Genomic DNA, 23,682 nt, shown 5'->3' with positions numbered 1-23,682 from the left:
GTGGGGGCAACATGGTGCGAAACAAGCGGTTTTACCTGATGATACTCGCGGTGCTGCTTATAACGGGTGCCGCTGTTTTTGTTTGGAAGTATTGGCTTTATCACGCCGTAGGCCTGCTAAAAGGGGGAAACGGAGACGCATTCGGCCGAGGAGGCGACACTTTTCCTCCTACCGAGGAAACACGTTACAACATGGGCCTTTATCTGGACGTGTCAACACTGACACTATATGGAACTAGTGTTATCGAAACCGAAAACAACCTGGACGGCCCCCTTTCGGAGATGTACTTCACCTTGTATCCTAATGCTTTCGAGGAAAAAGCCTCTTCACCTGCGCCCCCATCGGCATACAAAAACGGGTTTGATCCCGGGTATATAAGGGTCACCGAGGTAAAGACTGATGGTATCCCTGCTTCCTATGAAGTTCAGGGCACGAAGTTGAAACTCACGCTTGAAGAGGCCCTGTCTCCCGGGCAACCCGTAAAGATCGAGATGGCGTGGAAGGTTAAAATACCGCAAGCAGCCTACCGCTTCGGTGCCTGGGATGGGGTGTTCATGTTGAGCAACTTCTACCCGGTTCTCACTGTTAGAAAGGGAGGGGAATGGCGGTTTGCCGAGGAGACCCCTTTGGGGGATCCGTTCTGTTTTGCTTGTGCAGACTACCTGGTGAAGTTGAACCTTCCGTCGGAGTATCAGGTGGTTTCAACCGGTCATGTGCTGGCGAGAGAAGCGGGAGCTGAAGGAAGGGACACGGTTCTTATTGAGGCCAGCCGAGCCCGCGATTTTGTAATCGCGGCAACCTGGCGTCACCAGCAGTTGGACACTAAGGCCATGAATATTCCGATCAGAGTGTATGTAAATCCGGGGTACGAAGACACGGGAGTGCAGGTTTTGAGTGAAGCAGAGAAGATACTCGAGTATTATGCCTGCACATTTGGGTCTTATCCTTATGAGGAACTGGATATCATACAAGTGCCGATGGACGGTTTTCAGGGCATGGAGTATTCAGGGGTCATTTTTTTACAAGATCAAGTGTTGTCAAAAGCGTATTCCCCGAGCAGACGCGAGTTCCTGTTGGCTCACGAGATTGCTCATCAATGGTGGTTTGGGCTTGTTGGAAATGATCAATCGCGGGAGCCTTGGCTGGACGAGGGCCTGGCCAATTGGTCGGCAGGGCTTTGTCTAAGGAGGACAGGAAAGCAAACCGGCAGCGAGCAATCTGCGGGAATCAAAGCAGCGGACCTTTCCCGTTCCCTGACGGAAATGAGATCCAGAAGCGATTACCTGTACTCTGCTTACCGGGGAGGCGAGGCTTTCTGGAATGGGTTGGAAGGGGAGATAGGGACGGACAAAGTCGTCGGGGTCTTACGAAGGTATTTGGCCGAAAACAGGTACGGAATTGCTACCAGCGAAGATGTTCTGAGAGCCGTGCAGAACGAGACAGGAAAAGACATGACCCGGTATTTCTCGCAGTGGTTTCGAGACTGGCAGGAAAAAGCCGCCCCTGTGGTGAAAGTCAAAACAGGGGGTGATTAGTGTGGAAAACCTCGCTTTCATGTATACTTTGGTCAACAAGCTCTTCCTGGCCATTAGCGAAGTAATTGCGGAGTTGCCGGATGGGCAGCAGTGGCTGGAGCGGGTGATTGAGAGCTTATCTCGCCGGGTTTACTACGAGTTCGAGCGCGACTATTACAGCCGGGGGAATCAGGCGACGGACTACGCGCAAGCTTGGGTTAGGGTGTTGGGCAAACAAGGGTTTCTCAAAGAAAGCCACTATCGATTTGTACAAGAAGATGGTGTAATAAACGTTTACATCACAAACGGCACTTGTGCATACCGGGAGTACTGCCGACAGGCCAAAAGGGAAGGTACCCTGTTCGTATGCCCGCGTATGACCAGCATTAAATGGATAATCGCCGTCAAGACGGGGCAACCTTATCTGATGGTGACTGACGAAATCGACAACGAAGGGGTATGCCGGGGCAGGGTTTACCCAGAGGATTCTGGGAAATAATTGTATATAATCTTTGCTTAACCCCATAATATAATAATGTTTGTGGGAGGCATTACAGCATGGATTTGGTAAAGAAGATTCAGGATGATCTGAGGCAGAAGATCGTGACAGCACTCGAAAAAGCGAAAACCGGAGGCAAATTTAACTACCAAGAGATACCGGCCTTTGTTATTGAAGTTCCGCGCGAAAAACAGCACGGGGATTATGCCTGTAATGTAGCCATGCTCTTGGCTCGACAGGCCCGCATGTCCCCAGTTGCGATAGGACAGGCCATTATAGATCTCTTGCCCCAGAATGATCCCCTTATATCAAGGGTGGAGGTTAAAGGGGCAGGATTTATAAATTTTTTCCTTAAAGAAGACTGGCTATTCGATGTGCCTAGAGTGGTTTGGCAAAGCGGCGAGAGTTACGGGCAACATAAGCCAGTAGGGAAGAAGGTTCAAGTAGAGTTCGTCAGCGCCAACCCTACCGGAGATCTTCACATGGGCAACGCCCGCGGGGGGGCTATCGGGGATAGCCTGGCTAATATTTTGTCCATGGCGGGATACGAAGTAGAGAGGGAGTATTACGTAAATGATGCCGGGAACCAGATTGAGCTGTTTGGACTGTCCTTGGAAGCGCGGTATTTGGAGTTGTGTGGATGTGAATTCCGATTCCCGGAAGGTGGATACGAAGGACAGGATGTCGTAGAGACGGTTCGGCATTTCATAGAAGCATACGGGGACTATCTGGTTGGGGCTAATCCATACGAGAGACGGCAGAAACTCACGGAATTTGCTCTGAAAGAGAAATTGGAAAGCATTAAAACTTCTTTAGAGGCTTTCGGTATAAGATACGATGTCTGGTTCAGTGAACAGAGTTTGCACGACTCTGGTAAAATAGAAGAAGTGACTGAGGAATTGAAAACTAAGGGGTATTTGTACCTGAAGGAAGGGGCCTGGTGGTTTAGAGCAGGAGAAGACTCTGGCGAAAAGGACGAGGTGGTTATTCGTAAAAATGGCCTTCCTACTTATTTTGCTGCGGACATAGCCTACCACAAGAACAAGTTTGAGCGAGGGTTTGACTGGGTTATCAACGTGTGGGGAGCAGACCACCACGGGCACGTAGCGAGGATGAAAGCGGCTATCGCTGCCCTGGGCTATGACCCGAACCGGTTAGACGTTATCCTGATGCAGTTGGTGAGGTTGTACCGGGGAGGGGAACTGGTACGGATGTCTAAGCGTACGGGGACTCTGGTAACCTTGGACGAGCTGCTGGAAGAGGTAGGGAAAGACGCCGCCCGGTTCTTTTTCGTAATGCGAAGTCCAGACAGCCACCTGGACTTCGACATGGAACTGGCTCAAAAGCAGAGCCAGGAGAACCCGGTTTACTACGTCCAGTACGCGCATGCCCGCATTTGTAGCATTATGAGGCAAGCTGAGAGGGCTGGCATTCTTCTAAAGAATCCGGATGAAGTTAACCTGCGGCTTCTGTGCCTACCTGAGGAATTAGAATTGCTACGCAAGGTAGCTGAGTTCCCTAACGAGATATCAATGGCAGCAGCAACCCTGAGCCCGCACCGCATCGCCCGCTATGTGCTGGACTTGGCCGGGATGTTCCATAGCTATTATAACCATCACCGGGTGCTGAACGAGGAGGAGAATCTGAGAGACGCTCGAATGGTATTGATGGAAGCTATAAGGCGAGTCGTCAAGAATTCTCTGGGTGTTTTGGGGGTTTCGGCCCCGGAAAGGATGTAGGGGGGACTAGCTTTGACCGCTAAGAAAAGCGAGGCAGATTGGGCTTACGAGGTTTTGCGAAACCGGGAAGGTCCTGTGTATTACCGAGAACTGGTGGAAACTGTATTACAGTTTATGAACCGGGAGATCAACCCGCGCAACATGGCCGCCGTTTATACCCAGATTAATCTCGATAACCGGTTTGGTTATATGGGAGATGGATACTGGGCATTGAAGGTCAGATAGGAGGGAAAACCATGAAGCTGACTTGGTACGGTCATGCCTGCTTTTTGATAGAAGGAAACGGGGTAAAAATTCTGACAGACCCGTTCGATAAGTCTGTTGGTTACCCTATTCCTCAGGTAACGCCGGATATAGTCACCGTCAGCCACGAACACTATGATCACAACGCTGTCGGCTCTGTAAAGGGTTCTTTCCTTGTAGTCCGGGGGCCAGGGGAACATTCAGCTAAGGGCGTCAAAATCAAAGGCGTTGCCACTTACCACGACCGTTCAGGAGGAAAGGAACGGGGGAAGAATACCGTTTTTGTCTTGGAAGTGGAAGGCATCAAAATAGCTCACCTGGGAGATCTGGGGCATGTACTGACTCCTGCCCAGGTTGAGGAGATAGGGAGTGTTGATGTTCTCTTAGTTCCGGTAGGCGGGACTTATACCATCGATGCTGATGATGCGGTTAAGGTCGTCAACCAGCTTGATCCGCAGGTAGTGGTGCCAATGCATTTCAAGACCCCTCATTGCCAAATTAATATCGCACCGGTCGAGGGTTTTTTGAAAAATTATGCTAAGGCTATAAAAAAACCATATCTCGAGTTAACCGGCGTAGACCGTACGGGAGAAAAGCAAGTTACAGTCCTGGACTATTTCCAAAAATGAGGGAAGCGGGGAACAAAACCCCGCTTGCTTTTGGATTTGGAGGACGGTAGAGAGGGTCGCGAGTCAAAAAAAGGGGGAGCAGGAATTGACCAAGTTCATATTCGTAACAGGAGGAGTAGTATCATCGCTGGGGAAGGGAATTACGGCCGCATCGCTCGGTCGACTGCTCAAAAGCCGGGGATTGCGGGTTTCTCTCCAGAAGTTCGATCCTTACATCAACGTGGATCCGGGGACGATGAGTCCTTATCAGCACGGAGAAGTTTTTGTGACTGAGGATGGAGCGGAAACCGATTTGGACGTAGGACATTATGAACGGTTTGTGGACGAGAACCTGAGCCGTAATTCCAATGTAACGACCGGCCAGATATATAAGGCCGTGATTGACAAGGAGAGAAGGGGAGACTACTTAGGACAAACCGTTCAGGTGATACCCCATATTACCAATGAAATAAAGGAAAGGGTTATTCAAGTAGCAAAAGAGTGTTCGCCCGATGTGGTCATAACCGAGATTGGGGGCACGGTAGGGGATATAGAATCGCTGCCTTTTCTCGAGGCTATCCGCCAGTTGAAAAAGGATGTGGGCAAGGAAAACATCCTATATATACACGTTACCCTCATTCCTTTTATCAAAGCCGCGGGGGAACTTAAGACCAAACCGAGCCAACACAGTGTCAAGGAGCTCCGCAGTATAGGTATCCAGCCGGATATCCTCGTCTGCCGTACGGAGAAAAAACTTTCGCGAGAAATGAGGGCTAAACTGGCCTTGTTCTGCGACGTGGACGAGGAAGCGGTTATCGAGGCCCTAGACGCGTCGACCATCTACGAATTACCGCTCATGTTCCATGAAGAGGGACTCGATGACATCGTTCTCAAACGTTTAGGGCTATCGTGTCCCCCGGCTGACTTAGATGAATGGCGCCGGTTGGTAAGTAGCCTTAAGAACCCGTGCGGGTCGGTGCGGGTGGCTCTGGTCGGCAAATACGTGCAGCTTCCGGATGCTTACTTAAGTCTTATCGAGTCTTTACACCATGCCGGTATATATCACCAGTTAGGCGTGGAAGTTAACTGGGTCTACGCCGAGGAGATTGAAGAGAAGGGCTGCGGCTGCTTAAAAGAAGCAGATGCGGTGCTCGTTCCAGGCGGTTTTGGAGAAAGAGGAGTGGAAGGGAAAATAAAAGCGGTCCAATTCGCGAGAGAAAACCGGATTCCTCTTTTGGGAATATGTCTGGGCATGCAGTGCGCCGTCATCGAGTTTGCCCGGAATGTCTGTAATATGGCGGGTGCTCATAGTTCCGAGTTCGCTCCTGATACGCCTTACCCGGTGATAGATCTTTTGCCGGAGCAAAAAGAGGTTCATGCCAAAGGGGGAACCATGCGCTTAGGGGGGTATTTGTGCCAGTTGGTGAAGGGAACTAAAGCCCATCTCGCCTACCAGGTAGACCAGGTAGTTGAAAGACACCGTCACCGGTATGAGTTTAATAACCGGTATCGAGAGGCATTAGAAGAAAAGGGTCTGGTAATTAGCGGGATTTCGGTAGCTAGGGATCTTGTGGAAATCATTGAATTGAGGGATCACCCGTGGTTTGTGGCTTGTCAATTCCATCCTGAATTCAAGTCCCGGCCAAACCGGCCTCATCCCCTGTTTCGGGATTTTATTCAAGCAGCTTATGCCCTGAAGAGTCAAAAGAAGTACGAGCCGTGATCATATCATAGACAGCATCTTATGACACTGTGCCCACCTTATAAGGGGTGGGCTTTCTGATAATCATATCGGCCAGAAGGAGAGAGTAGTGTGTACACAGGTCGGGTCGTAATAGACCGAGAGAAGGAGATGTTCGACGAATTTGTATCCCGGCACCCCAAAGGCCACATCCTTCAAACCTGGGAGTGGGGGCAGGTCAAGGCATTTACCGGTTGGAAGCCTCTACCCATGGTGTTGGAGCGGGACGGACAGGTAGTTGGAGCAATCTTGATACTGAAACGGCGGCTTCCGATACCAGGACTCGAAAGGAGCATTTTTTACGCGCCGAGGGGTCCAGTAATCGATGTGCATGACCGCGAACTTTTTGCGGCTTTGATAACAGAGGTAAGGAAACTGGCACGGAAACACAGGGCGATATTCCTAAAGATAGATCCGGATGTTCCGGCGAGCGACGAAGAGTTTGTCCGTCTTTTACGCGAAAACGGGTTTAAGAAGACGGTGACCGCAGAAGGGTTCGAAGGGGTACAGCCTACTTTTGTCTTTAGACTGGACATTTCTCCTTCCGAAGAAGAGCTTCTTGGCAGGATGAGTTCGAAAACCCGCTATAACATCCGGCTAGCTGTACGAAAAGGAGTAAAGGTCTACCCGATGGAAACCAAGGAGCAACTCCCCGTGTTCTACTCCATCTTGAAGGAAACCGCGGAGAGGGACAATTTCCTTATTCGCGGGTATGACTACTTCAGTACCATTTGGGATGAACTGGTACCGCAAGGCCTTGCCCGTTTTTTTCTTGCCGAATACGAGGGAAAGGTGATAGCAGGTACCTTAGCATTAAAACTGGGGAGCAAGGTATGGTACAGCTACGGGGCTTCCAGCAACCAACATCGCAATGTTATGCCTAATTATCTTTTGCAGTGGTCTATGATCCGATGGGCGCAACAAGAGGGATGTACGCTGTACGATTTTCGCGGGGTGTCCGGGGAATTGAGGGAAGATAACCCCTTGTATGGGTTGTACCGGTTTAAGAAGGGATTTGGCGGTGAATTTGTAGAATTCGTGGGTGAATGGGACAAGGTGTTCTCGCCTTTTTTCTATTGGCTGTGGGAATGGGCCTTACCATTATACTACCGGGGGACAAGATGGATTATACGGTGGCGAAAACGCGGAGGAAGAAAACAGGGACATGCAACTTATGCCGAATAACCGCTGGATAGAAGTTGATATTGACGCGCTGGTTCATAACCTTGAAGCGGTTAGATCCTTGCTGAAGGAAAACACCCGCCTCATAGCCGTTCTCAAAGCTAATGCATATGGATTAGGAGCGGTGGGGACGGCACGGGTGCTCGCGCGGCACGGGGTAGACTATTTCGCCGTTACATTTCCTGAAGAGGCCTTCGAACTGCGAGAAGGAGGAATCAGTACCGATATCCTGGTATTTGCCCCTGCAGGCGAACGGGAGATCGAGAAGGCCGTTGAGCAGGGACTGACCCTGACGGTGGCGAGCTACAGGGACTACAGGCTAGCGAGTGAGGCTGCCTCTCGCTTCAATAAGAAGGTGAGAATTCACTTGAAAATCGACACTGGTTTGGGAAGGTTCGGGGTAACAGCAGACCGGGCTTTAGAGTTAGCCCGCTTAATACACTACGACCAGTGGCTGGTTTTAGAAGGGTTGTACACGCACTTTGCGGAGGCTGGGGCGCGGAGTCCAAAATTTACGCAGAGCCAGTTCGAACAGTTGCAGAAGACTGTAGATGCTCTAACCAGTAATGGTATAAGGCCAGCTTTAATACACTGTTGTAACAGTGCGGCTGCTCTTCGTTTCCCCGAAATGCACCTAGATGCGGTCCGGATAGGAACGTTGCTTGGCGGACAGCACCCGGCTGGACACGTACCCAACAAGATAAAGCTTAAAAACCCTTACCGGTTCAAGGCGAGAGTAACGGCGGTGAGGGAAATGCCAGCAGGCAGTTATCTGGGCTATTACCGTACCTATCGAACCAGGGCAGCATCGAAAATAGCAGTGGTACCGGTCGGGTTCGCGGACGGATTGGGGCTAGAAGCGTTATCAAGGCCTGGAAGTTGGTTTGACCTGTTCAAGATAATCGCCAAATTGGTAGGATCATACTTGAATCTAAGCCGGTTTACGGTTAAGGTCAAGATAGGAAAAGACGAGTACCCGGTCAGGGGCAAGGTGTTCATGCAATTTTGTTTGGTTGAGCTACCTCCGGATTTTCCAGTGGAACCGGGCACAGTGGTGGAGGTACCGGTAAAAAGGACCTTAGCTCCCAGCGACATTCGTCGTGCATACATAGAGAACGGATGTTTAGTTGAAGCGGAAGGGGATGACGAAGGAGTCTTGGGTGCCAAGAGGGAGGTGGTGGAGTGAGGCAGAGGTTAGTGGTTGGCCTTATCGTGGCTTTTTGCTTAGCTGTGCTGGTGTTGGCGGTAAAATGGTCTCCCGATACTTCCGGGTCAGCGTCCATGGTCGGAGCCGGGGGAGCAATCGGAGTGGTGAGGATTGAGGGCGTGTTGAGTGGGGCCAGCCAGGGGTACGGGGGAGCTACCCAGACAGAGGAGATTATGGAAGCTTTACGAGAGGCCGGAAAAAGGGACGACATAAAGGCAGTTCTAATTCGCATAGATAGTCCGGGAGGTAGTGCGGTAGCCGCCCAAGAAATCGCAAGGGAGATAGAGCGGCTAAAAAAGAAGGGGAAACCCCTGGTGGCTTCAATGGGAGATGTAGCTGCTTCCGGCGGATACTGGGTTGCTGCTAGCTGCGATGAGATATTTGCCAACCCGGCTACTACTACCGGCAGTATTGGAGTCATAACTGAGCAGGTAAATCTGGAAGAACTGTTCAGTAGAATGGGGATCGAAACTGAGGTAATAAAAAGTGGTTCATACAAAGATATGGGATCCATAACCCGAAAACTATCTCCTGAAGAGAGAAAATTGCTGGAAGAATTGGTTGATGATGTTTACCAGCAGTTTTTGCTCCAGGTAGAGAAAGGTAGGCGGGGCAAGATGAGCCCTGACGAGATACGAACTATTGCAGATGGTAGAGTCATGACCGGAAACAAGGCTAAACAAATAGGGCTCGTCGATCACCTGGGCAACTACTACGATGCTTTGGAAAGGACAAAGGAACTGGCTAACCTGTCCGGAGAACCGCAAGTCATCGAGTTAAACCCACAAGATCCTTTTTCCAAGGTTTTTTCCCAGTTACTGAATTCAAAGGCTATTCTTCAGCCTTATCTAAGTATAAGATGAACTGCTTTCAAGGTTAGGAGTCGCAAGGCAAAGTCTAACACGGCAGAATATCAGATGGTCTTTTTGCATTCTTGGGGAAGGGGGGAGGAACTTGCGGGCACACGAATTAGTCTACGGGGTATTCTTTAACCCGGCTGCGACCTTTCGCTACGTGGGAGAGGAAAAGCCTCTCAGGCAGGTTTTTGCGATTTGGTTGGCGGCTTTGGGGTTCGGGGCTGTGGTCAGTTTCAGCCTTTTCAGGGGAAATGTAGTTTCTGGTTTGCCGCCGGATTGGAGTGTGCTTGCTGACCGTGTAGCCAATTTTTCTCTGGTATACGGGGTAGGGTATGTAGTGGTGTCGTTATTAATATGGTTTGTTTCGGCAGCGGTCTATTCATTGGCATCCGAAGTGTTGTACCAACGGGGAAACGGTCGAGGCCTGTTAGCAGCTTTGGCTTTGGCTAACTTGCCCAGCACTTTGGGGCCGGCCTTTCGGCTGCTGGGACGGGTGTTTGTTTGGGAGTCTTTGGTCATTTTGCTGACGTTGGGAATATGCCTTTGGACCGTTGGCCTGCAAGTCGTGGCCCTGCGCGAGGCACTAAAGGTGTCAACATCACAGGCAATAATGTTGTGGGCTTTTCCCATGGTGATAACAGGGTTGCTTTTAGTGATAATGATAGTTCTGTTGGGGGTAGCGGCAGGGGGATTCTAGCCATAAGTGCCAATAAATGTATATAATGCTTTTAAGGGCGGATATCGAGTGTACGATACTCTCGATGAAGCACTAGCTTGGAGGGAGGAAAAGGATGGCTCGACGTATGTTGGTCGTCGATGACCAGAAAGGAATTCGCCGGCTTTTGGAGGAACTGTTCAAGCAGGAGGGGTTCGAGGTAACTGTCGCGGCTGACGGCAGGCAGGCTGTTGAGGAAGTGCGAAAAAGCATCCCCGATATAGTGTTGATGGACATGAAAATGCCGAATATGAACGGGATAGAGGCGTCGGAGGAAATACTAAACATAAGTGAGAATATACCGATTATTTTGATGACCGCTTACGGTGAAATCGAACTCATAGAAAAATCCCAAAAAATAGGGGTTAGAAGGTACATTGTGAAGCCGTTTGATATATCTGTTTTGAGAGAAATGGTGGCCGAAGAACTCGGCTAGGCTGCACCGCGTTTCTTGTACATAAGTGGGCTTTGCGATTTACATAATATCACGTCAGAGAGGTGAGGATAATGGCTTTGGTACCTGTAGCTGATCTATTGGTACAAGCGGAGAAAGGGGGGTACGCGGTAGGCGCCTTCAATGCCAACAACATGGAGATCGTTCAAGCCATCATGGAAGCTGCTAGGCTTGAAAAGGCTCCGGTCATAATGCAGGCCAGTCAAGGAGCCATCCAGTACGCCGGGCTCGACTTCATTACCGGAATGGTGAAAATTGCGGCAGGAGACGAGGACATACCAGTAGCCCTGCATCTTGATCACGGTACCAGTTTTGAGCAGGTAATTCGCTGTATCAGAGGTGGATTCACTTCGGTCATGTATGATGGTTCAAAATTGCCTCTGGAGGAAAACATCGCTATCACCAAAAAAGTGATAGAGATCGCTCGAGCCGTTGGAGTATCGGTGGAAGCAGAGTTGGGGAAAATAGGCGGTACGGAAGATAACGTGTCGGTAGACGAGCGCGAGGCAATGTTTACGGATCCTGAAGAAGCTCGGTATTTCGTAGAACAGACAGGGGTGGATTCGCTGGCGGTGGCCATAGGGACGGCGCACGGGCAGTACAAAGGCGAACCCCGTCTTGATTTCGACCGGCTGGCCAAGATTCGCCAACTTACTAATATACCAATCGTTCTGCACGGTTCATCCGGGGTACCGGACGATCAGATCCGGAAGGCTATCAGTTTGGGCGTGAGAAAGGTAAACATTGACACCAATATCCGGGAAGCGTTCGTAGGGAAGATGCGGGAGGAACTAGCCAAGAACGAGCGCGAAATCGATCCTCGGAAAATTCTCGGCCCAGCCAGGGAAGCGGCCGTAGAAATAATAAGGGAAAAGATAAGACTGTTTGGAAGCGCGGGTAGAATTTAGAATTAAGAATTAAGAATTAAGAATTAAGAATTGGGGAGGAGCGTTGTTGGTTTTTGGCTGGCTGCTGTCAGGGTGAAAGAAAGGGGGAGTTTGGCATTGCGCATTTTTATCGATTCGGCCAACGTGGAAGAAATAAAGGAAATAAACGACATGGGGTTTTTGGCTGGAGTTACCACTAATCCTACCTTGGTTGCCCGGGAAGGAAAAGATTTTAAGACCGTGGTAAAGGAAATATGTGGTATAGTGGATGGACCAATTAGTGCTGAAGTCATAAGCATGGACACAGCAGGCATGATAGCTGAAGCCCAGGAATTAGCGGCTATTCACCCGAACGTAGTTATCAAAATTCCCATGAGCGAAAGCGGGTTGAGGGCCATTAGATTACTGGCTGATAAGGGGATAAGGACTAATGCTACTCTGGTTTTTTCTCCAGCCCAGGCTTTGCTCGCAGCCCGCGCCGGGGCCAGTTTCGTCAGTCCTTTTATCGGCAGAATTGACGATACCGGAAATAACGGGCTGACGGTATTGGACGATATAGTGTCTATTTTCAACCAGTACCTCATCGACACCGAGATCATAGCAGCCAGCATAAGACACCCGGTACACGTGGTGGAAGCTGCCAAGATCGGAGCTCACATAGCCACGGTTCCCTACAACGTTATCAAGCAGATGGTAAGGCATCCTATGACAGACCTGGGTATAGCTAGGTTTTTGGAGGATTGGAAGAAGGTAAGGGCGTGAGGCCGGGTTACGGCAAGGGAGGGAAACCACAATGGAGAGGGAACTCGCACTGGAGTTTGTGAGGGTTACCGAAGCAGCTGCTTTATCCGCTGCTAGGTGGATGGGGAGAGGCAACAAGGACGCGGCGGATGAGGCTGCCGTCTCAGCCATGAGGGCAACTTTCGATACAGTTCAGATTGACGGTATTGTTGTCATTGGTGAAGGGGAAATGGATGAGGCCCCCATGTTGTACATCGGAGAAAGAGTTGGTATGGGGGTGCCTCCCATGGTCGATGTTGCTGTAGATCCGCTGGAAGGGACAAACATAGTGGCCAAGGGCTTAACCGGAGCTATTGCCGTGTTAGCAGTGGCGCCTCGGGGTACCCTGCTTCATGCTCCAGACATGTATATGGACAAGATTGCGGTAGGCCCTGAGTGCAAAGGCAGGGTAAGTTTAGATGCCCCGGTAAAGGACAACTTGAAAGAAGTGGCCAAAGCTTTGAATAAGAAGATATGCGAACTAACGGTGGTGGTTTTGGATCGACCCCGGCACCAGGAGTTGATAGAGGAAATCAGGATGGCGGGAGCCCGGATTAAGCTGATTACGGATGGAGACGTTTCCCCGGCAGTGGCGGCTGCTTATCCAGGATCCGGAGTCGATATATTGATGGGGATTGGCGGAGCTCCGGAAGGGGTTATTTCGGCGGCAGCCCTACGTTGCTTGGGCGGCGACTTTCAGGGACGGCTTTGGCCGACGGAAGAGGCAGAGGTAGAAAGAGCTCGTAGCATGGGGATATCCGACATTAACCATTTATTCACTTTGGAAGAATTAGTACAGTCGGAGGATGTAATTTTCGCCGCTACTGGTATAACCGATGGAGATCTCTTGAAAGGAGTGCGGTATTCGGCAAGGAGAGCTCGAACCCACAGCCTGGTGATGAGGGGTACGTCCGGGACGGTAAGATACATTGTGGCAGATCATCAGCTTGATAGAAAACCGCTTTTCAAGGATAATAGAATTAAAGTATTTGAACCATAAAGAGATAAGTGAGGATGTTGTACTATTTCTAGGATCAAGCGCCTGCGTAAGTCGTTGTCAGACCTGCTGTTGCGCGTGTTTAAAAAGGAAGATGCGGCCCTACGAATAGCCGTGGGCTTCGCCCTCGGTTCCTGCGTGAATTTTCTTCCTACCATGGGATTTGGGCTTCCGATAGCTGTGGCAGTTGCTTTTATTTCTCGCACCAACATAGTGGCTGCTGTTGCTGGAGAGACTCTATTTAAACCGTTGTTTCCTGTAATGTTATACTTGAACTTCAAAGTGGGGGCGGCTTTGACGGGGAATTATTTGGGAAAGGTTTTCAGCTGGCCTCTTGAGTCGCCCCGCTTGGTCTTTCAGACTTGTTTAGCCTATTCCAAGGTTTTCGTGGTGGGACTGATTACCAACACAGTGGTGTTAGGAGCAATTTTGGTGGGGGTATTAGTGGTGCTCCTGTCAAAATATAGACAAAGAATTATTAGTTTGCTGTCAACCAGAGAGGAGGATATTGGTTGAACTTATCGGAACTGGAACAGAAAACCATGGTCGAGTTGTACCAAATGGCCAGAGAGCTTAATCTAACCGGGTACTCTCGCCTGCGAAAAAAAGAGTTAGTATTCGAGATAATGAAGGCGCTTACCAACTCAGACCAGCTTTTGGAAGCATCAGGAGTACTCGAGATTCTGCCCGACGGCTACGGTTTCTTGCGACCCTTTGCTTATCTCCCCAGCCAGGATGATATTTATGTTTCTCCATCGCAGATACGCAAGTTCGATTTGAGGACTGGGGACCGGGTATCCGGACAGGTAAGGCCGCCAAAGGACAGCGAAAGGTTTTTCGCTTTGCTTAAGGTGGAGAAAGTTAACGGGTTTGCGGCCGAAGAATCTCCCCGACGCTTGCACTTCGATGCGCTGACCCCGTTATACCCCTACGAAAAAATCAAGCTAGAAACTACCTCCCATGAAATCAGTACCCGCATAATAGACCTGGTAGCTCCTATCGGAAAGGGACAGAGGGGGTTGATAGTTGCTCCCCCCAAAGCAGGAAAAACAGTACTGTTGCAAAAGATTGCCAACGGCATTATTACTAATCACCCGGAAATAATAGTATTTATTTTGCTCGTCGACGAGCGTCCAGAAGAAGTAACCGATATGCAGCGTTCGGTACAAGCGGAGGTAATCGCTTCTACCTTCGACGAGCCCCCTGACAACCACGTAAAGGTCGCGGAAATGGTGCTTGAGAGGGCGAAACGTTTAGTAGAGCATAAGCAGGACGTGGTTATCCTCCTCGACAGCTTAACCCGCCTGGCAAGGGCCCACAATTTAGTAATTCCCCCCAGTGGCCGGACCCTTTCGGGAGGGCTTGACCCCGCTTCGTTGAACAAGCCCAAGCGCTTTTTCGGTGCTGCCCGCAAGATTGAAGAAGGAGGTAGCTTGACTGTTTTGGCTACGGCCTTGGTAGAGACCGGTTCGCGTATGGACGAGGTTATATTTGAAGAGTTCAAAGGAACAGGTAATATGGAACTGGTCTTGGATCGAAAGCTAGCCGAAAGGCGGATTTTCCCAGCCATCGATCTCAAACGTTCTGGTACTCGCAAAGAGGAGCTCCTTCTTTCTCCGGAAGAGTTGGAACTGATGTGGAACTTAAGGCGGATGTTCAGCAATTACCAGACAACCGAAATAATGGAGATAATGATCGACACGTTGAGAAAAACCAAATCGAATCGAGACCTGCTGCGGGCAGCCCCCATGGTGTTTGCCGATAACTAAAAAAAGGCCGAAACCGGTATAATCTGTGCACTGTTGGGAAAAATAAGGGTGATTGACCCTTATTTTTTTCTTCGAGGTGGAATTATGTTCCCAAAAGCGGGGAAACTGGCACTTGTATTGGCTCTGGTTATAAGCCTGGCCCCAGGTCGCGCCCAGGCCTGGATTACCCGCGACGACTTTGTCCCTTGCGTGAGAAGCGGTACTTCTGCCGCTGACAGCGAAACCAGGTTGCACCGGGTAGCGAGGGGAGAAACACTGTGGGGTATAGCCCGCAACTTGGGCATCGACGTAGAAGTGCTGATGGCGATGAACGGTCTTGACGACAACAGCTTACTGTTAGAAGGACAGCTGATTAAAATTCCCTACCGGCAATCAAGGTTACACCGGGTAAAGACGGGCGAGACCGTGTGGAAGATTGCCCGCATGTATCAGGCGGACGTTAACGAAATCCTTAACGCTAACCGGATTACCAGGCCGGAACGCCTGAGAGCCGGTACAGTTCTGTTAATTCCGGGAAGCAAGCCGTATCCGGTTGTTGCTCCAACCTCCCGTGGCTTCTTGACTTCCGCTCTGAGTTGGCCGTTAGTAGGAACCATTACTTCAAAGTTCGGGGGGCGGAAATCAGGGTTTCATCACGGGGTAGACATCGCAGCCAAAAAGGGAACACCTATCCGTGCCGCGGACGCAGGAGAGGTGATATTTGCGGGTTGGAAACCGGTTTATGGGCAAACGGTGATAATAAAACACCCGGGAAACAAAACCACGCTTTACGGGCACGCCAGCAAAATAAAGGTCAAAAAGGGGCAAAAAGTAAGGCGGGGACAGGTGATAGCAGAGGTGGGAAGTTCGGGAGTAAGTACGGGGCCTCACCTGCATTTCGAAGTTCGCGTGGACGACGAGGTAAAAAACCCTCTGTTGTTCTTGTCACGCTAAAACTGACCGTAACCCAAAAAGAGCCGGCCGCGACAGGTTTCGGCTCTTTTTTTTGGGGGTGCGCATGTCATGGGCGACCGCTTACGGGTGGGAGACAGAAGGGTTAGTGTCATGTTAGTATTGATATGCATCCTGATGAACTTCGAACTGATAAAGGCAGGCTATCCTCCAGCCATCATCAAGAAAAGAGACCGTCTGAGATATTACGAGGCTTTGGACGAGGCACACATTAAAGGAGATTACCGGAGTTTTACCTTGCTTGTTGCCCGCTGCGTCGAAAGAAGCTTGGATTGGTGGCTGGAAACGCTAGGCAATTGAACCAGTTGTATTAGGATTAGCTCGAGGGTTATCTATGAAAGAATAAATAAGAGTGATAATTGGATAAGGTATGTGCGGTCGAGAGGAGAATCCTACATGTATTTGACTCTATTCGCAGATGAGAAGGGGCGTGTCTTCGAACACCCCCAGTTGCAGATGCTGGGGAGGACCGCTGATAGCTGGGCCCTTCCGAAGCGAGGAGAAATGATGAGGTTGCCCTCAGGTGCGTCTCTGGTAATGGTACCTCAGCATTACCCGGTGGGTTGGGACCCGGAGCAGGGTAAAGCGGTCCTGTTGGAAGCGAACCCTTACTCTGGCAGGGGCAGGGTTTATGCTGTGGCTGCCCTTTTGCCGCAGGGATTTACGAGGACCTATCTTCCGGCCACGGTTGTGCCGACAGGGAAAAAGACCTTGCCCTTGCTAGGGTACGCGGCTGTCGCTTTGAAAGGCGATGAAGTTTACGTGGCTGCGATTCAAACCGATGAACACCGCAAATGGCACCCTCGTTTCTACAACACCCCATCCCTGGAGAAGAGGATCGAAAAGCGGCTTTCGCTCCACTCTCACAACCGGATACTGCAGCACCTTTCGCACTGTGCCAAGCACTACAGCTGCTTTACCGCGCAGAACATATTCTACGAGCGCTGGGAAGGGGGAATACCCACGTCCCCGGCTTGCAACGCGGCATGCATAGGGTGTATTTCCGAACAGCACGGGGACGCGGTTTCACCCCAGGATCGGCTTGACTTCGTGCCGGAAGTAGAAGAGATTGTCGAGGTAGGGGTGCACCATCTGGCGCGAGCCCGAGAAGCGATTATAAGCTTCGGGCAGGGATGCGAAGGGGAACCTTCTCTGAATCATGAAATCTTGGCTGAAGCTGTAAAGGCCATGCGCAAAAGAACAGGCCGCGGCACCATAAACCTCAACACCAACGCCGGTTTTACTGAGGGGATAAAGAAGATAGTCGATGCCGGGCTGGACGCTATGAGGGTGACTATTTTTTCTTGCCGCCCGGAGAATTATGCTGTTTATCACCGACCTCGAGATTTCCAGCTCGAAGATGTAGAAGAATCTATCCGTTACGCCAGAAAAAAAGGCGTATATGTCTCCTTGAATTTGCTGACCTTTCCCGGATTTACCGACCGGGAGGATGAAATAAGAACCCTTCTCGATTTCGTTACCCGAAACGGCGTAAGCATGGTCCAGCTACGGAACCTTAACCTGGATCCTGAACAGTTGTTCCCTCTTTTCTCGTGTTCTGGTGCCACCATGGGTGTCAAAGGCTTGATCCTGGCCCTGCGTTCCGCCAAGGTCCGGGTAGGTTCGTACACGTGTCCCAAACCCGTGTAGCTACGATTTCGGGATACGAGCTCGTTGCTGATGAGATAGAAGGCCGTGGGATTTTGACAACATCACCCAAAGCAAGATATAAAGTATAACAATTTAAGCTTACTACAGAGATGGGATAGCAGGGGGAAAGTAGATGCGGAAAGTCAGGGAGCCGAAATTACGGATGGTGAGAAAACAGACATACATCATGCCCGAACAGGATGAGGAGCTAAAAAAGCTGGCCGAAGTCAAACGGGTCGCCGAGGCCGAGGTAATACGGGAGGCACTGGACAGTTTTATCAGACAGGAAAAGCATAGATTGAACATTAATCCTTTACGAAGCATTATCGGGATAAGCGGCGAAATAGAAGGCCCGGAAGATGGGTCGGCAGCTCATGATAGATATATATACGGTCGAAGACGACTGTAATCTTGTTTTTGGCAGGCCCACCTGATATAATTATCTGCGTTACCAAGGGAGGAGAAGAGGTGAGAAAGTGAAAAAAGAGATACATCCCAAATACTTCAGGACTACCGTTACCTGTGCTTGCGGTAACTCCTTTGAGACCGGTTCCACTAAGGAGAACCTGAGGGTCGAGATCTGTTCGAAGTGTCATCCTTTTTATACCGGAACAAGGGTAAGGGTTGTAGAGACAGGCGGTAGGGTAGACAAGTTCAAGAAGAAATACGGGCTCAAGTAATAGCAGGGATCATCTCTGCTATTCTTTTTAAACGATAGTTCCGTAATCATGAAGGGGACCGAAAGGATTGGTACTATTGCCCCGGAAACAAGGATATTTATTCCAGAATAGTTTTATCCCTCGGGTAGGCCGGCTGCGTGTGGGTTTGCATTCGGTCGTCAGCTCTTTTAACTATGGAGGGCAGGCCGTTATCGAAGGAGTAATGATGAGGGGGCCACGCAGCTACGCAGTTGCAGTAAGGCAGGCAGATGGGAGCATAGTTGCCGAGAAGGAAAGAACCGTCGCCTATGCGGAACGAAACCCGGTATTTAAATGGCCGTTGCTACGAGGGAATTTTGTCCTCTTCGACTCATTAGTTCTAGGAATGAAGGCTCTCAGCAAGTCTGCCAACTTGGCCATGGAAGAAGAGGAAGAGTTGTCGTGGGCAGAAATGTCTGGCAGTATACTGCTGGCCCTTGTTTTGGCGATAGTACTATTTATAGTGGCGCCCGTGGGGGCAGTACATCTGATAAGACATTGGGTGCCAGGGATTTTGGTTCAGAACGTTTTGGAAGGCTTCATACGCATTGCGGTTTTTCTAGGCTACCTGGTAGCTATTTCGCGAATGAAAGATATAGAGCGGGTCTTCATGTACCATGGGGCGGAGCATAAAGTCATCCATACGTACGAGCACGGCGACGACTTGACAGTGGAAAACGCTCGTAAATATTCCACTCTTCATCCTCGTTGCGGTACGAGTTTTCTTCTAGTAGTCTTAGTAATTTCTATCTTCATATTTGCTCTGCTGGGAGGAGGAAGCCTGTTTTGGAAAATCGGGTCCAGAATACTGGTATTGCCAGCAGTGGCTGGTTTGGGATATGAGTTCATCAGGTTTTCGGGGCGATGGCAGCAGCATGCCTGGGGTAGGTTTTTGATTGCTCCGGGACTATGGTTTCAGGGGTTGACTACTCGTGAGCCTGACGACGAACAGCTAGAAGTAGCTATCCGTGCGCTGGAAGAGGTTTTGAAGGACGAAAACTGATGCTTTGGATGCAGGAGGATGTTGACAAGTATGTTAGAGAAGCTGGATAAGCTGGAAGAGAAATTTGAAGAGATAACCGCCTTGCTTTCTCAACCCGAGGTAATTGCCGATCAAGCGCGGTTTCAAAAATATGCAAAAGCCCACGCTGAACTAAGTGAATTGGTTGACACGTACAGGGAGTACAAACGAGTTCGTCAAGACAAAACCGATGCCAGGGCAATGCTGGAGGAGGAAGAAGATGACGATCTTCGAAATATGCTGGTAGAGGAAATCAGGGTCTTAAGTGACAAGGAAGAGAAGTTAGAGCAAAGGCTTAAACTGCTACTTTTGCCGAAAGACCCTAATGATGAGAAAAACGTTATTATGGAAATTCGTGCTGGGACAGGGGGCGAGGAGGCGGCTTTATTCGCGGCCGACCTTTTCCGCATGTATAGCCGTTACGCGGAGAAACAGGGATGGAAAGTAGACATCATGGACACGAGTTATTCGGATTTAGGCGGATTCAAAGAGATTATTTTTATCGTCGAAGGCAGAGGGGCTTATAGCAAACTGAAGTTTGAGTCCGGGGTGCACCGGGTCCAGAGAATACCGGTTACCGAGTCGGGAGGCCGCATCCACACCTCGGCAGCAACGGTAGCAGTCTTGCCGGAAGCAGAAGAGGTAGAAGTGGATATAAACCCGAACGATTTGCGGATAGACGTCTTTTGCTCGAGTGGTCCTGGAGGACAGTCGGTGAATACTACCCAGTCGGCCGTAAGAATTACCCACCTGCCGACGGGAATCGTGGTAAGCTGCCAGGATGAGAAATCACAGCATAAGAATAAAGACAAGGCCATGCGGGTTTTGAGGTCGCGTTTGCTCGAGTTGAAGCGTGCTGAACATGAAGCCGAGATTGCGGATGCCAGGAGGAGCCAGGTGGGAAGCGGGGACCGCAGCGAACGGATCCGTACCTATAATTTCCCCCAAGGACGAGTGACTGACCACCGCATAAACCTTACTTTGCATAAATTGGATGTTGTCCTTGAAGGTGAGCTGGATGAGATAATCGAAGCCCTGATAACCCACGATCAGGCGGAGAAAATGAGGCAGGTCGAGTAGATGCAGGAGCCTTGGACAGTTAAAAGTCTTTTGGAGTGGACTACCGGGTATTTTCGTCGCAAAAACATAGCAGAACCTCGATTGGAAGCAGAGCTGTTATTAGCCTATGTTCTGGGAATAGACCGGGTAGGCCTTTATGTAAATTATTACCAGCCCGTGAATCAGGATGAAAGGTCTTGTTACCGGGAAATCATTAAACGACGAGTCCAGGGTGAGCCAGTAGCGTATCTTACTGGGAAGAAGGAGTTTTTTTCTCTTGAGTTCGATGTGTCCCCTGAGGTGCTTATCCCGCGGGCAGAGACGGAAGTAATGGTGGAAAAAGCGATAGCAATTGGGCGCGGGATGGGCGGATCACTCTGGGTTGCGGATGTCGGAACTGGCTGCGGGGCTATTGCCATAGCTCTGGCCGTGTACTTGCCTAATGCCCGCATAGTGGCAATTGATATCTCCTCCGCGGCTGTAGAGTTAGCTCGCAAAAATGCTCGCCGTTACCAGGTTCATGACAGGATCGATTTTATGGTAGGGGACCTTTTGACCCCATTAGGACAGGACAATGCCGGTTTAGACATCGTAGTAGCCAACCTTCCTTATGTTCCTACGAACGAATGGGAGAATCTGGCTCTAGAAGTGAAAGAATTCGAACCCCGGATTGCATTGGATGGAGGGGCTGATGGTCTGGCTTATTATCGGAGGTTGATGCCCCAGGCACGGCAGTGCTTGCGAGAGGGAGGATATATCTTAGTCGAGATTGCGTGGAACCAAGGACCTGCTATGCTTAGTTTGATGCAGCATTTCTTTGATGAAGTGGAGGTAGGACAAGATCTGGCAGGAAGAGACCGAGTTGTAGTCGGAAGGAAAGGGGCTGAATCACCTGCAAACCAAGTGTTATAAGGTTGATCCGGAGACCCCGGAGGCTAGCGTTATAGCAGAAGCAGCCGCTCTTATTCGCAAGGGCGAAGTAGTCGCTTTTCCAACCGAGACCGTATACGGGTTAGGCGCTGATGCTTTCAACGAGGAAGCGGTCTGCAAGATTTTTATCGCTAAGGGGAGACAGCCAGACAATCCTCTAATAGTTCACATTAGCAACATGAGCCAGGTTTCAGCGTTGATCAAGTCGGTTCCGGACGAAGCCCGGCTTCTCATGGACAGGTTTTGGCCTGGTCCTTTGACTCTGGTTATGGAAAGTCTGCCGTCAGTGGCCTCAGCCGCTAGGGCAGGGGGGAATACCGTGGGAGTGAGGATGCCCCGACATCCCGTGGCCTTAGCCTTGATCGATGAAGCGGGGCCATTAGCAGCTCCGAGCGCCAATCTCTCCGGCCGACCAAGTCCCACTACTCCCGAGCATGTGAAAAACGATCTGGATGGCAGGATAAGCGCGATACTGGACGCGGGCCCAACCGGCATGGGAATAGAGTCCACGGTACTGGACATGACGCAAAAACCTTTCCGTATACTGCGTCCCGGGGGGATATCGCTGGAGGAACTGGAGGAAGTACTTCCTGGTATGGTTGAGACCGCAGAAGCTAAAGGGCCGGCGGACAGGTACCCCCATTACCAAACTCGAGCGCGGGTTATCCTTTTGTCAGAGCCAGCAGATGTGGCAAGCGCTCTACATGAATATAAAAAGCAGGGAAAAAAAGTAGGGTTAGTGGCTCATAGTTATGAGGAGTATCGCCATATCGAGAAAGAATCAGACCTGGTTTATTGGCTGCCGCCGAGTGCGGAAGAGGCAGGGAAGCGTTTGTATGCCGTCCTGCGCGATGCGGACCAACGGGGTCTAGATATACTCTTCTTTGAACCTTATCCCGAGGAAGGGAAGGGATCAGCTCTTATGTATCGTTTGAAAAAGTCTAGCCAGCGGTTAGAGGAATAGAAAGAAAGGCAGGGCTGGCAATGGTAATGGAAGACGCCGCAACAGTTGTAGCTGTGGCCGTGGCTTTGGGAACCGACGCTTTCTCTGTGGCTCTAGGCTTTGGGATTGCTAGGGTTGTCGCAGGTTTTCGAGCGCGATTTGTAGGCATGGTTACCTTGCTCCACATACTGATGCCGTTGCTCGGACTGGAGATAGGATTGACGGTCGGTAAGGTGTTGGGAGTGTGGGCGGGAAGATTAGGGGCTTTGGTTCTGATTTATGTTTCCTACGATATGATAAAGAAAGGGATGAAAGGACAGAAAGAATATTCCTGGCAAGAAAAGGCCCTAAGGGGAAAAGAAACTGGCGCCACGGTAGTCAGCTTAGCAGCTACAGCTGTACTCGGGTTATCAGTAAGCATGGATGCTCTTACTGTCGGTTTCGGGCTAGGAACGGCCAAGGTTCCAATAGGGGTTACCGTCGCGGTAATGGGAATTACCGCCGGCTTGATGACTGCTGCCGGGTTTTGGGGAGGACGGTGGCTGGGGAAAACGGTGGGGAAAATAGCGCAGACGCTTGGAGGTTGCGTTCTTTTATTAATAGCTCTTAAAATGGTGTTATAATGTGTTGCTTTAGGGGGAGACGAGCGGATGAGGAAGGTCCGGGTTTTATTTGTTTGTAGCGGTAATACTTGTCGCAGTCCCATGGCGGCTGCTTTATTCCGCAAGTATCTGGAACAAGAGTTCCCCGACTATAAAGATGCTTTCGTGGTCGATTCGGCTGGACTTTACGCTCTGGACGGGTCGCCCGCTACGAAAGAAGCGATAGAGATCATGGCTTTATGCGAACAGACGGATTTGACTGAGCATCGGAGTAAGTCGGTACAACAAGGACTGATAGAAGAATCGGACTTGATACTTGCGATGACTGCCATACATAGAGACGAATTGATAGAAAAATACCCTTGGGCAGCAGACAAAATATTTACCCTGAAGGAATTTGCGCTGGACGAAAACAGCACCGGAGCGGACCCCGACCTCGACGTTATGGATCCGTTTGGGCTGGGGCTGGACGCTTACGAAGAAGCTTGTACTGAACTCAAGCAACTGATAGAGGTAGCCTTGGAACGATTGGTGGAACTATGCGAAGAACAGGGAGGATAGAGGCTATAACTATCCCTGAGCTATTCTTTGGTGTGCGAGGTAGATTTTTTGGCTTGTTTCGGGAGGATATGCTAC

General features: G+C 50.3%; 27 protein-coding genes. All 27 read left to right on the top strand.

Annotation, left to right across the window (positions count from 1 at the left end; translation table 11 throughout):
• Positions 1-11 precede the first annotated feature (11 nt).
• The 27 genes from SLIP_RS11525 to SLIP_RS11395 all read left to right on the top strand — a co-directional run bounded on the left by SLIP_RS11525 (position 12) and on the right by SLIP_RS11395 (position 23,607).
• Positions 12-1,535 carry a M1 family metallopeptidase gene (locus SLIP_RS11525; RefSeq protein WP_013176462.1) on the top strand — a complete coding sequence of 508 codons (1,524 nt, stop codon included), beginning with the start codon at positions 12-14 and terminating at the stop codon, positions 1,533-1,535.
• Between the two features lies 1 nt (position 1,536).
• The gene (locus SLIP_RS11520) at positions 1,537-2,013 is read left to right on the top strand and encodes a hypothetical protein (protein ID WP_013176461.1); all 477 of its coding nucleotides are present in this window, start codon (positions 1,537-1,539) and stop codon (positions 2,011-2,013) included.
• A gap of 59 nt (positions 2,014-2,072) precedes the next feature.
• A complete protein-coding gene (gene argS, locus SLIP_RS11515; protein WP_013176460.1) occupies positions 2,073-3,752 on the top strand; it encodes an arginine--tRNA ligase in 1,680 nt (559 codons plus the stop codon).
• Between the two features lie 12 nt (positions 3,753-3,764).
• Positions 3,765-3,977, top strand: a complete 213-nt coding sequence (gene rpoE, locus SLIP_RS11510; protein ID WP_013176459.1) for a DNA-directed RNA polymerase subunit delta — start codon at positions 3,765-3,767, stop codon at positions 3,975-3,977.
• Between the two features lie 11 nt (positions 3,978-3,988).
• On the top strand, positions 3,989-4,624 hold the full coding sequence (locus SLIP_RS11505; protein ID WP_013176458.1) for an MBL fold metallo-hydrolase: 636 nt from the start codon (positions 3,989-3,991) through the stop codon (positions 4,622-4,624).
• Positions 4,625-4,709: 85 nt separating this feature from the next.
• On the top strand, positions 4,710-6,326 hold the full coding sequence (locus SLIP_RS11500) for a CTP synthase (protein WP_013176457.1): 1,617 nt from the start codon (positions 4,710-4,712) through the stop codon (positions 6,324-6,326).
• Positions 6,327-6,455: 129 nt separating this feature from the next.
• Positions 6,456-7,529: a lipid II:glycine glycyltransferase FemX gene (locus SLIP_RS11495; protein ID WP_049765119.1), complete on the top strand. Its 1,074-nt coding sequence runs from the start codon at positions 6,456-6,458 to the stop codon at positions 7,527-7,529.
• A complete protein-coding gene (gene alr / locus SLIP_RS11490; protein ID WP_013176455.1) occupies positions 7,510-8,712 on the top strand; it encodes an alanine racemase in 1,203 nt (400 codons plus the stop codon). The genes SLIP_RS11495 and alr overlap by 20 nt, the downstream gene beginning before the upstream one ends.
• Complete coding sequence (gene sppA / locus SLIP_RS11485) at positions 8,709-9,596, top strand: signal peptide peptidase SppA (RefSeq protein ID WP_013176454.1); 888 nt, start codon at positions 8,709-8,711, stop codon at positions 9,594-9,596. Before alr ends, sppA begins: the two co-directional genes overlap by 4 nt.
• A gap of 91 nt (positions 9,597-9,687) precedes the next feature.
• Entirely contained in the window at positions 9,688-10,287 is a 600-nt protein-coding gene (locus tag SLIP_RS11480) for a YIP1 family protein (protein ID WP_013176453.1), read from the top strand.
• 94 nt (positions 10,288-10,381) lie between these two features.
• Positions 10,382-10,741 (top strand): response regulator, encoded by a 360-nt coding sequence (locus SLIP_RS11475; RefSeq protein ID WP_013176452.1) that lies wholly within the window; start codon positions 10,382-10,384, stop codon positions 10,739-10,741.
• 71 nt (positions 10,742-10,812) lie between these two features.
• The gene (locus SLIP_RS11470) at positions 10,813-11,667 is read left to right on the top strand and encodes a class II fructose-1,6-bisphosphate aldolase (protein WP_013176451.1); all 855 of its coding nucleotides are present in this window, start codon (positions 10,813-10,815) and stop codon (positions 11,665-11,667) included.
• A 96-nt stretch (positions 11,668-11,763) separates the two neighbouring features.
• Positions 11,764-12,408 carry a fructose-6-phosphate aldolase gene (gene fsa, locus SLIP_RS11465; protein ID WP_013176450.1) on the top strand — a complete coding sequence of 215 codons (645 nt, stop codon included), beginning with the start codon at positions 11,764-11,766 and terminating at the stop codon, positions 12,406-12,408.
• A gap of 31 nt (positions 12,409-12,439) precedes the next feature.
• Positions 12,440-13,426 (top strand): class II fructose-bisphosphatase, encoded by a 987-nt coding sequence (gene glpX, locus SLIP_RS11460; protein ID WP_013176449.1) that lies wholly within the window; start codon positions 12,440-12,442, stop codon positions 13,424-13,426.
• A gap of 54 nt (positions 13,427-13,480) precedes the next feature.
• Entirely contained in the window at positions 13,481-13,939 is a 459-nt protein-coding gene (locus SLIP_RS11455) for a DUF2062 domain-containing protein (protein ID WP_273698608.1), read from the top strand.
• On the top strand, positions 13,936-15,192 hold the full coding sequence (rho, locus tag SLIP_RS11450; RefSeq protein WP_013176448.1) for a transcription termination factor Rho: 1,257 nt from the start codon (positions 13,936-13,938) through the stop codon (positions 15,190-15,192). The genes SLIP_RS11455 and rho overlap by 4 nt, the downstream gene beginning before the upstream one ends.
• A gap of 84 nt (positions 15,193-15,276) precedes the next feature.
• Positions 15,277-16,125, top strand: coding sequence for a peptidoglycan DD-metalloendopeptidase family protein (locus tag SLIP_RS11445; RefSeq protein WP_013176447.1), 849 nt, complete (start codon positions 15,277-15,279; stop codon positions 16,123-16,125).
• 69 nt (positions 16,126-16,194) lie between these two features.
• Entirely contained in the window at positions 16,195-16,443 is a 249-nt protein-coding gene (locus SLIP_RS11440; protein WP_041433075.1) for a hypothetical protein, read from the top strand.
• A gap of 96 nt (positions 16,444-16,539) precedes the next feature.
• On the top strand, positions 16,540-17,793 hold the full coding sequence (locus SLIP_RS11435) for a radical SAM family protein (RefSeq protein WP_013176446.1): 1,254 nt from the start codon (positions 16,540-16,542) through the stop codon (positions 17,791-17,793).
• A 133-nt stretch (positions 17,794-17,926) separates the two neighbouring features.
• On the top strand, positions 17,927-18,202 hold the full coding sequence (locus SLIP_RS11430; protein WP_013176445.1) for a ribbon-helix-helix domain-containing protein: 276 nt from the start codon (positions 17,927-17,929) through the stop codon (positions 18,200-18,202).
• 67 nt (positions 18,203-18,269) lie between these two features.
• Positions 18,270-18,473: a 50S ribosomal protein L31 gene (gene rpmE, locus SLIP_RS11425; protein WP_013176444.1), complete on the top strand. Its 204-nt coding sequence runs from the start codon at positions 18,270-18,272 to the stop codon at positions 18,471-18,473.
• A 139-nt stretch (positions 18,474-18,612) separates the two neighbouring features.
• Positions 18,613-19,494, top strand: coding sequence for a DUF1385 domain-containing protein (locus tag SLIP_RS11420; protein WP_013176443.1), 882 nt, complete (start codon positions 18,613-18,615; stop codon positions 19,492-19,494).
• A 30-nt stretch (positions 19,495-19,524) separates the two neighbouring features.
• Positions 19,525-20,592: a peptide chain release factor 1 gene (gene prfA / locus SLIP_RS11415; protein ID WP_013176442.1), complete on the top strand. Its 1,068-nt coding sequence runs from the start codon at positions 19,525-19,527 to the stop codon at positions 20,590-20,592.
• The gene (gene prmC / locus SLIP_RS11410) at positions 20,593-21,483 is read left to right on the top strand and encodes a peptide chain release factor N(5)-glutamine methyltransferase (protein ID WP_013176441.1); all 891 of its coding nucleotides are present in this window, start codon (positions 20,593-20,595) and stop codon (positions 21,481-21,483) included.
• Positions 21,455-22,465, top strand: coding sequence for an L-threonylcarbamoyladenylate synthase (locus SLIP_RS11405; protein WP_013176440.1), 1,011 nt, complete (start codon positions 21,455-21,457; stop codon positions 22,463-22,465). Before prmC ends, SLIP_RS11405 begins: the two co-directional genes overlap by 29 nt.
• Positions 22,466-22,485: 20 nt before the next feature.
• Complete coding sequence (locus SLIP_RS11400) at positions 22,486-23,067, top strand: manganese efflux pump MntP (RefSeq protein WP_013176439.1); 582 nt, start codon at positions 22,486-22,488, stop codon at positions 23,065-23,067.
• Positions 23,068-23,094: 27 nt separating this feature from the next.
• Entirely contained in the window at positions 23,095-23,607 is a 513-nt protein-coding gene (locus SLIP_RS11395) for a low molecular weight protein arginine phosphatase (RefSeq protein ID WP_013176438.1), read from the top strand.
• Positions 23,608-23,682: the final 75 nt, after the last annotated feature.

Origin of the sequence: Syntrophothermus lipocalidus DSM 12680, from assembly GCF_000092405.1 — a bacterium.
Lineage (GTDB): Bacteria > Bacillota > Syntrophomonadia > Syntrophomonadales > Syntrophothermaceae > Syntrophothermus > Syntrophothermus lipocalidus.
This window is presented reverse-complemented; position numbering and strand designations above follow the sequence as displayed.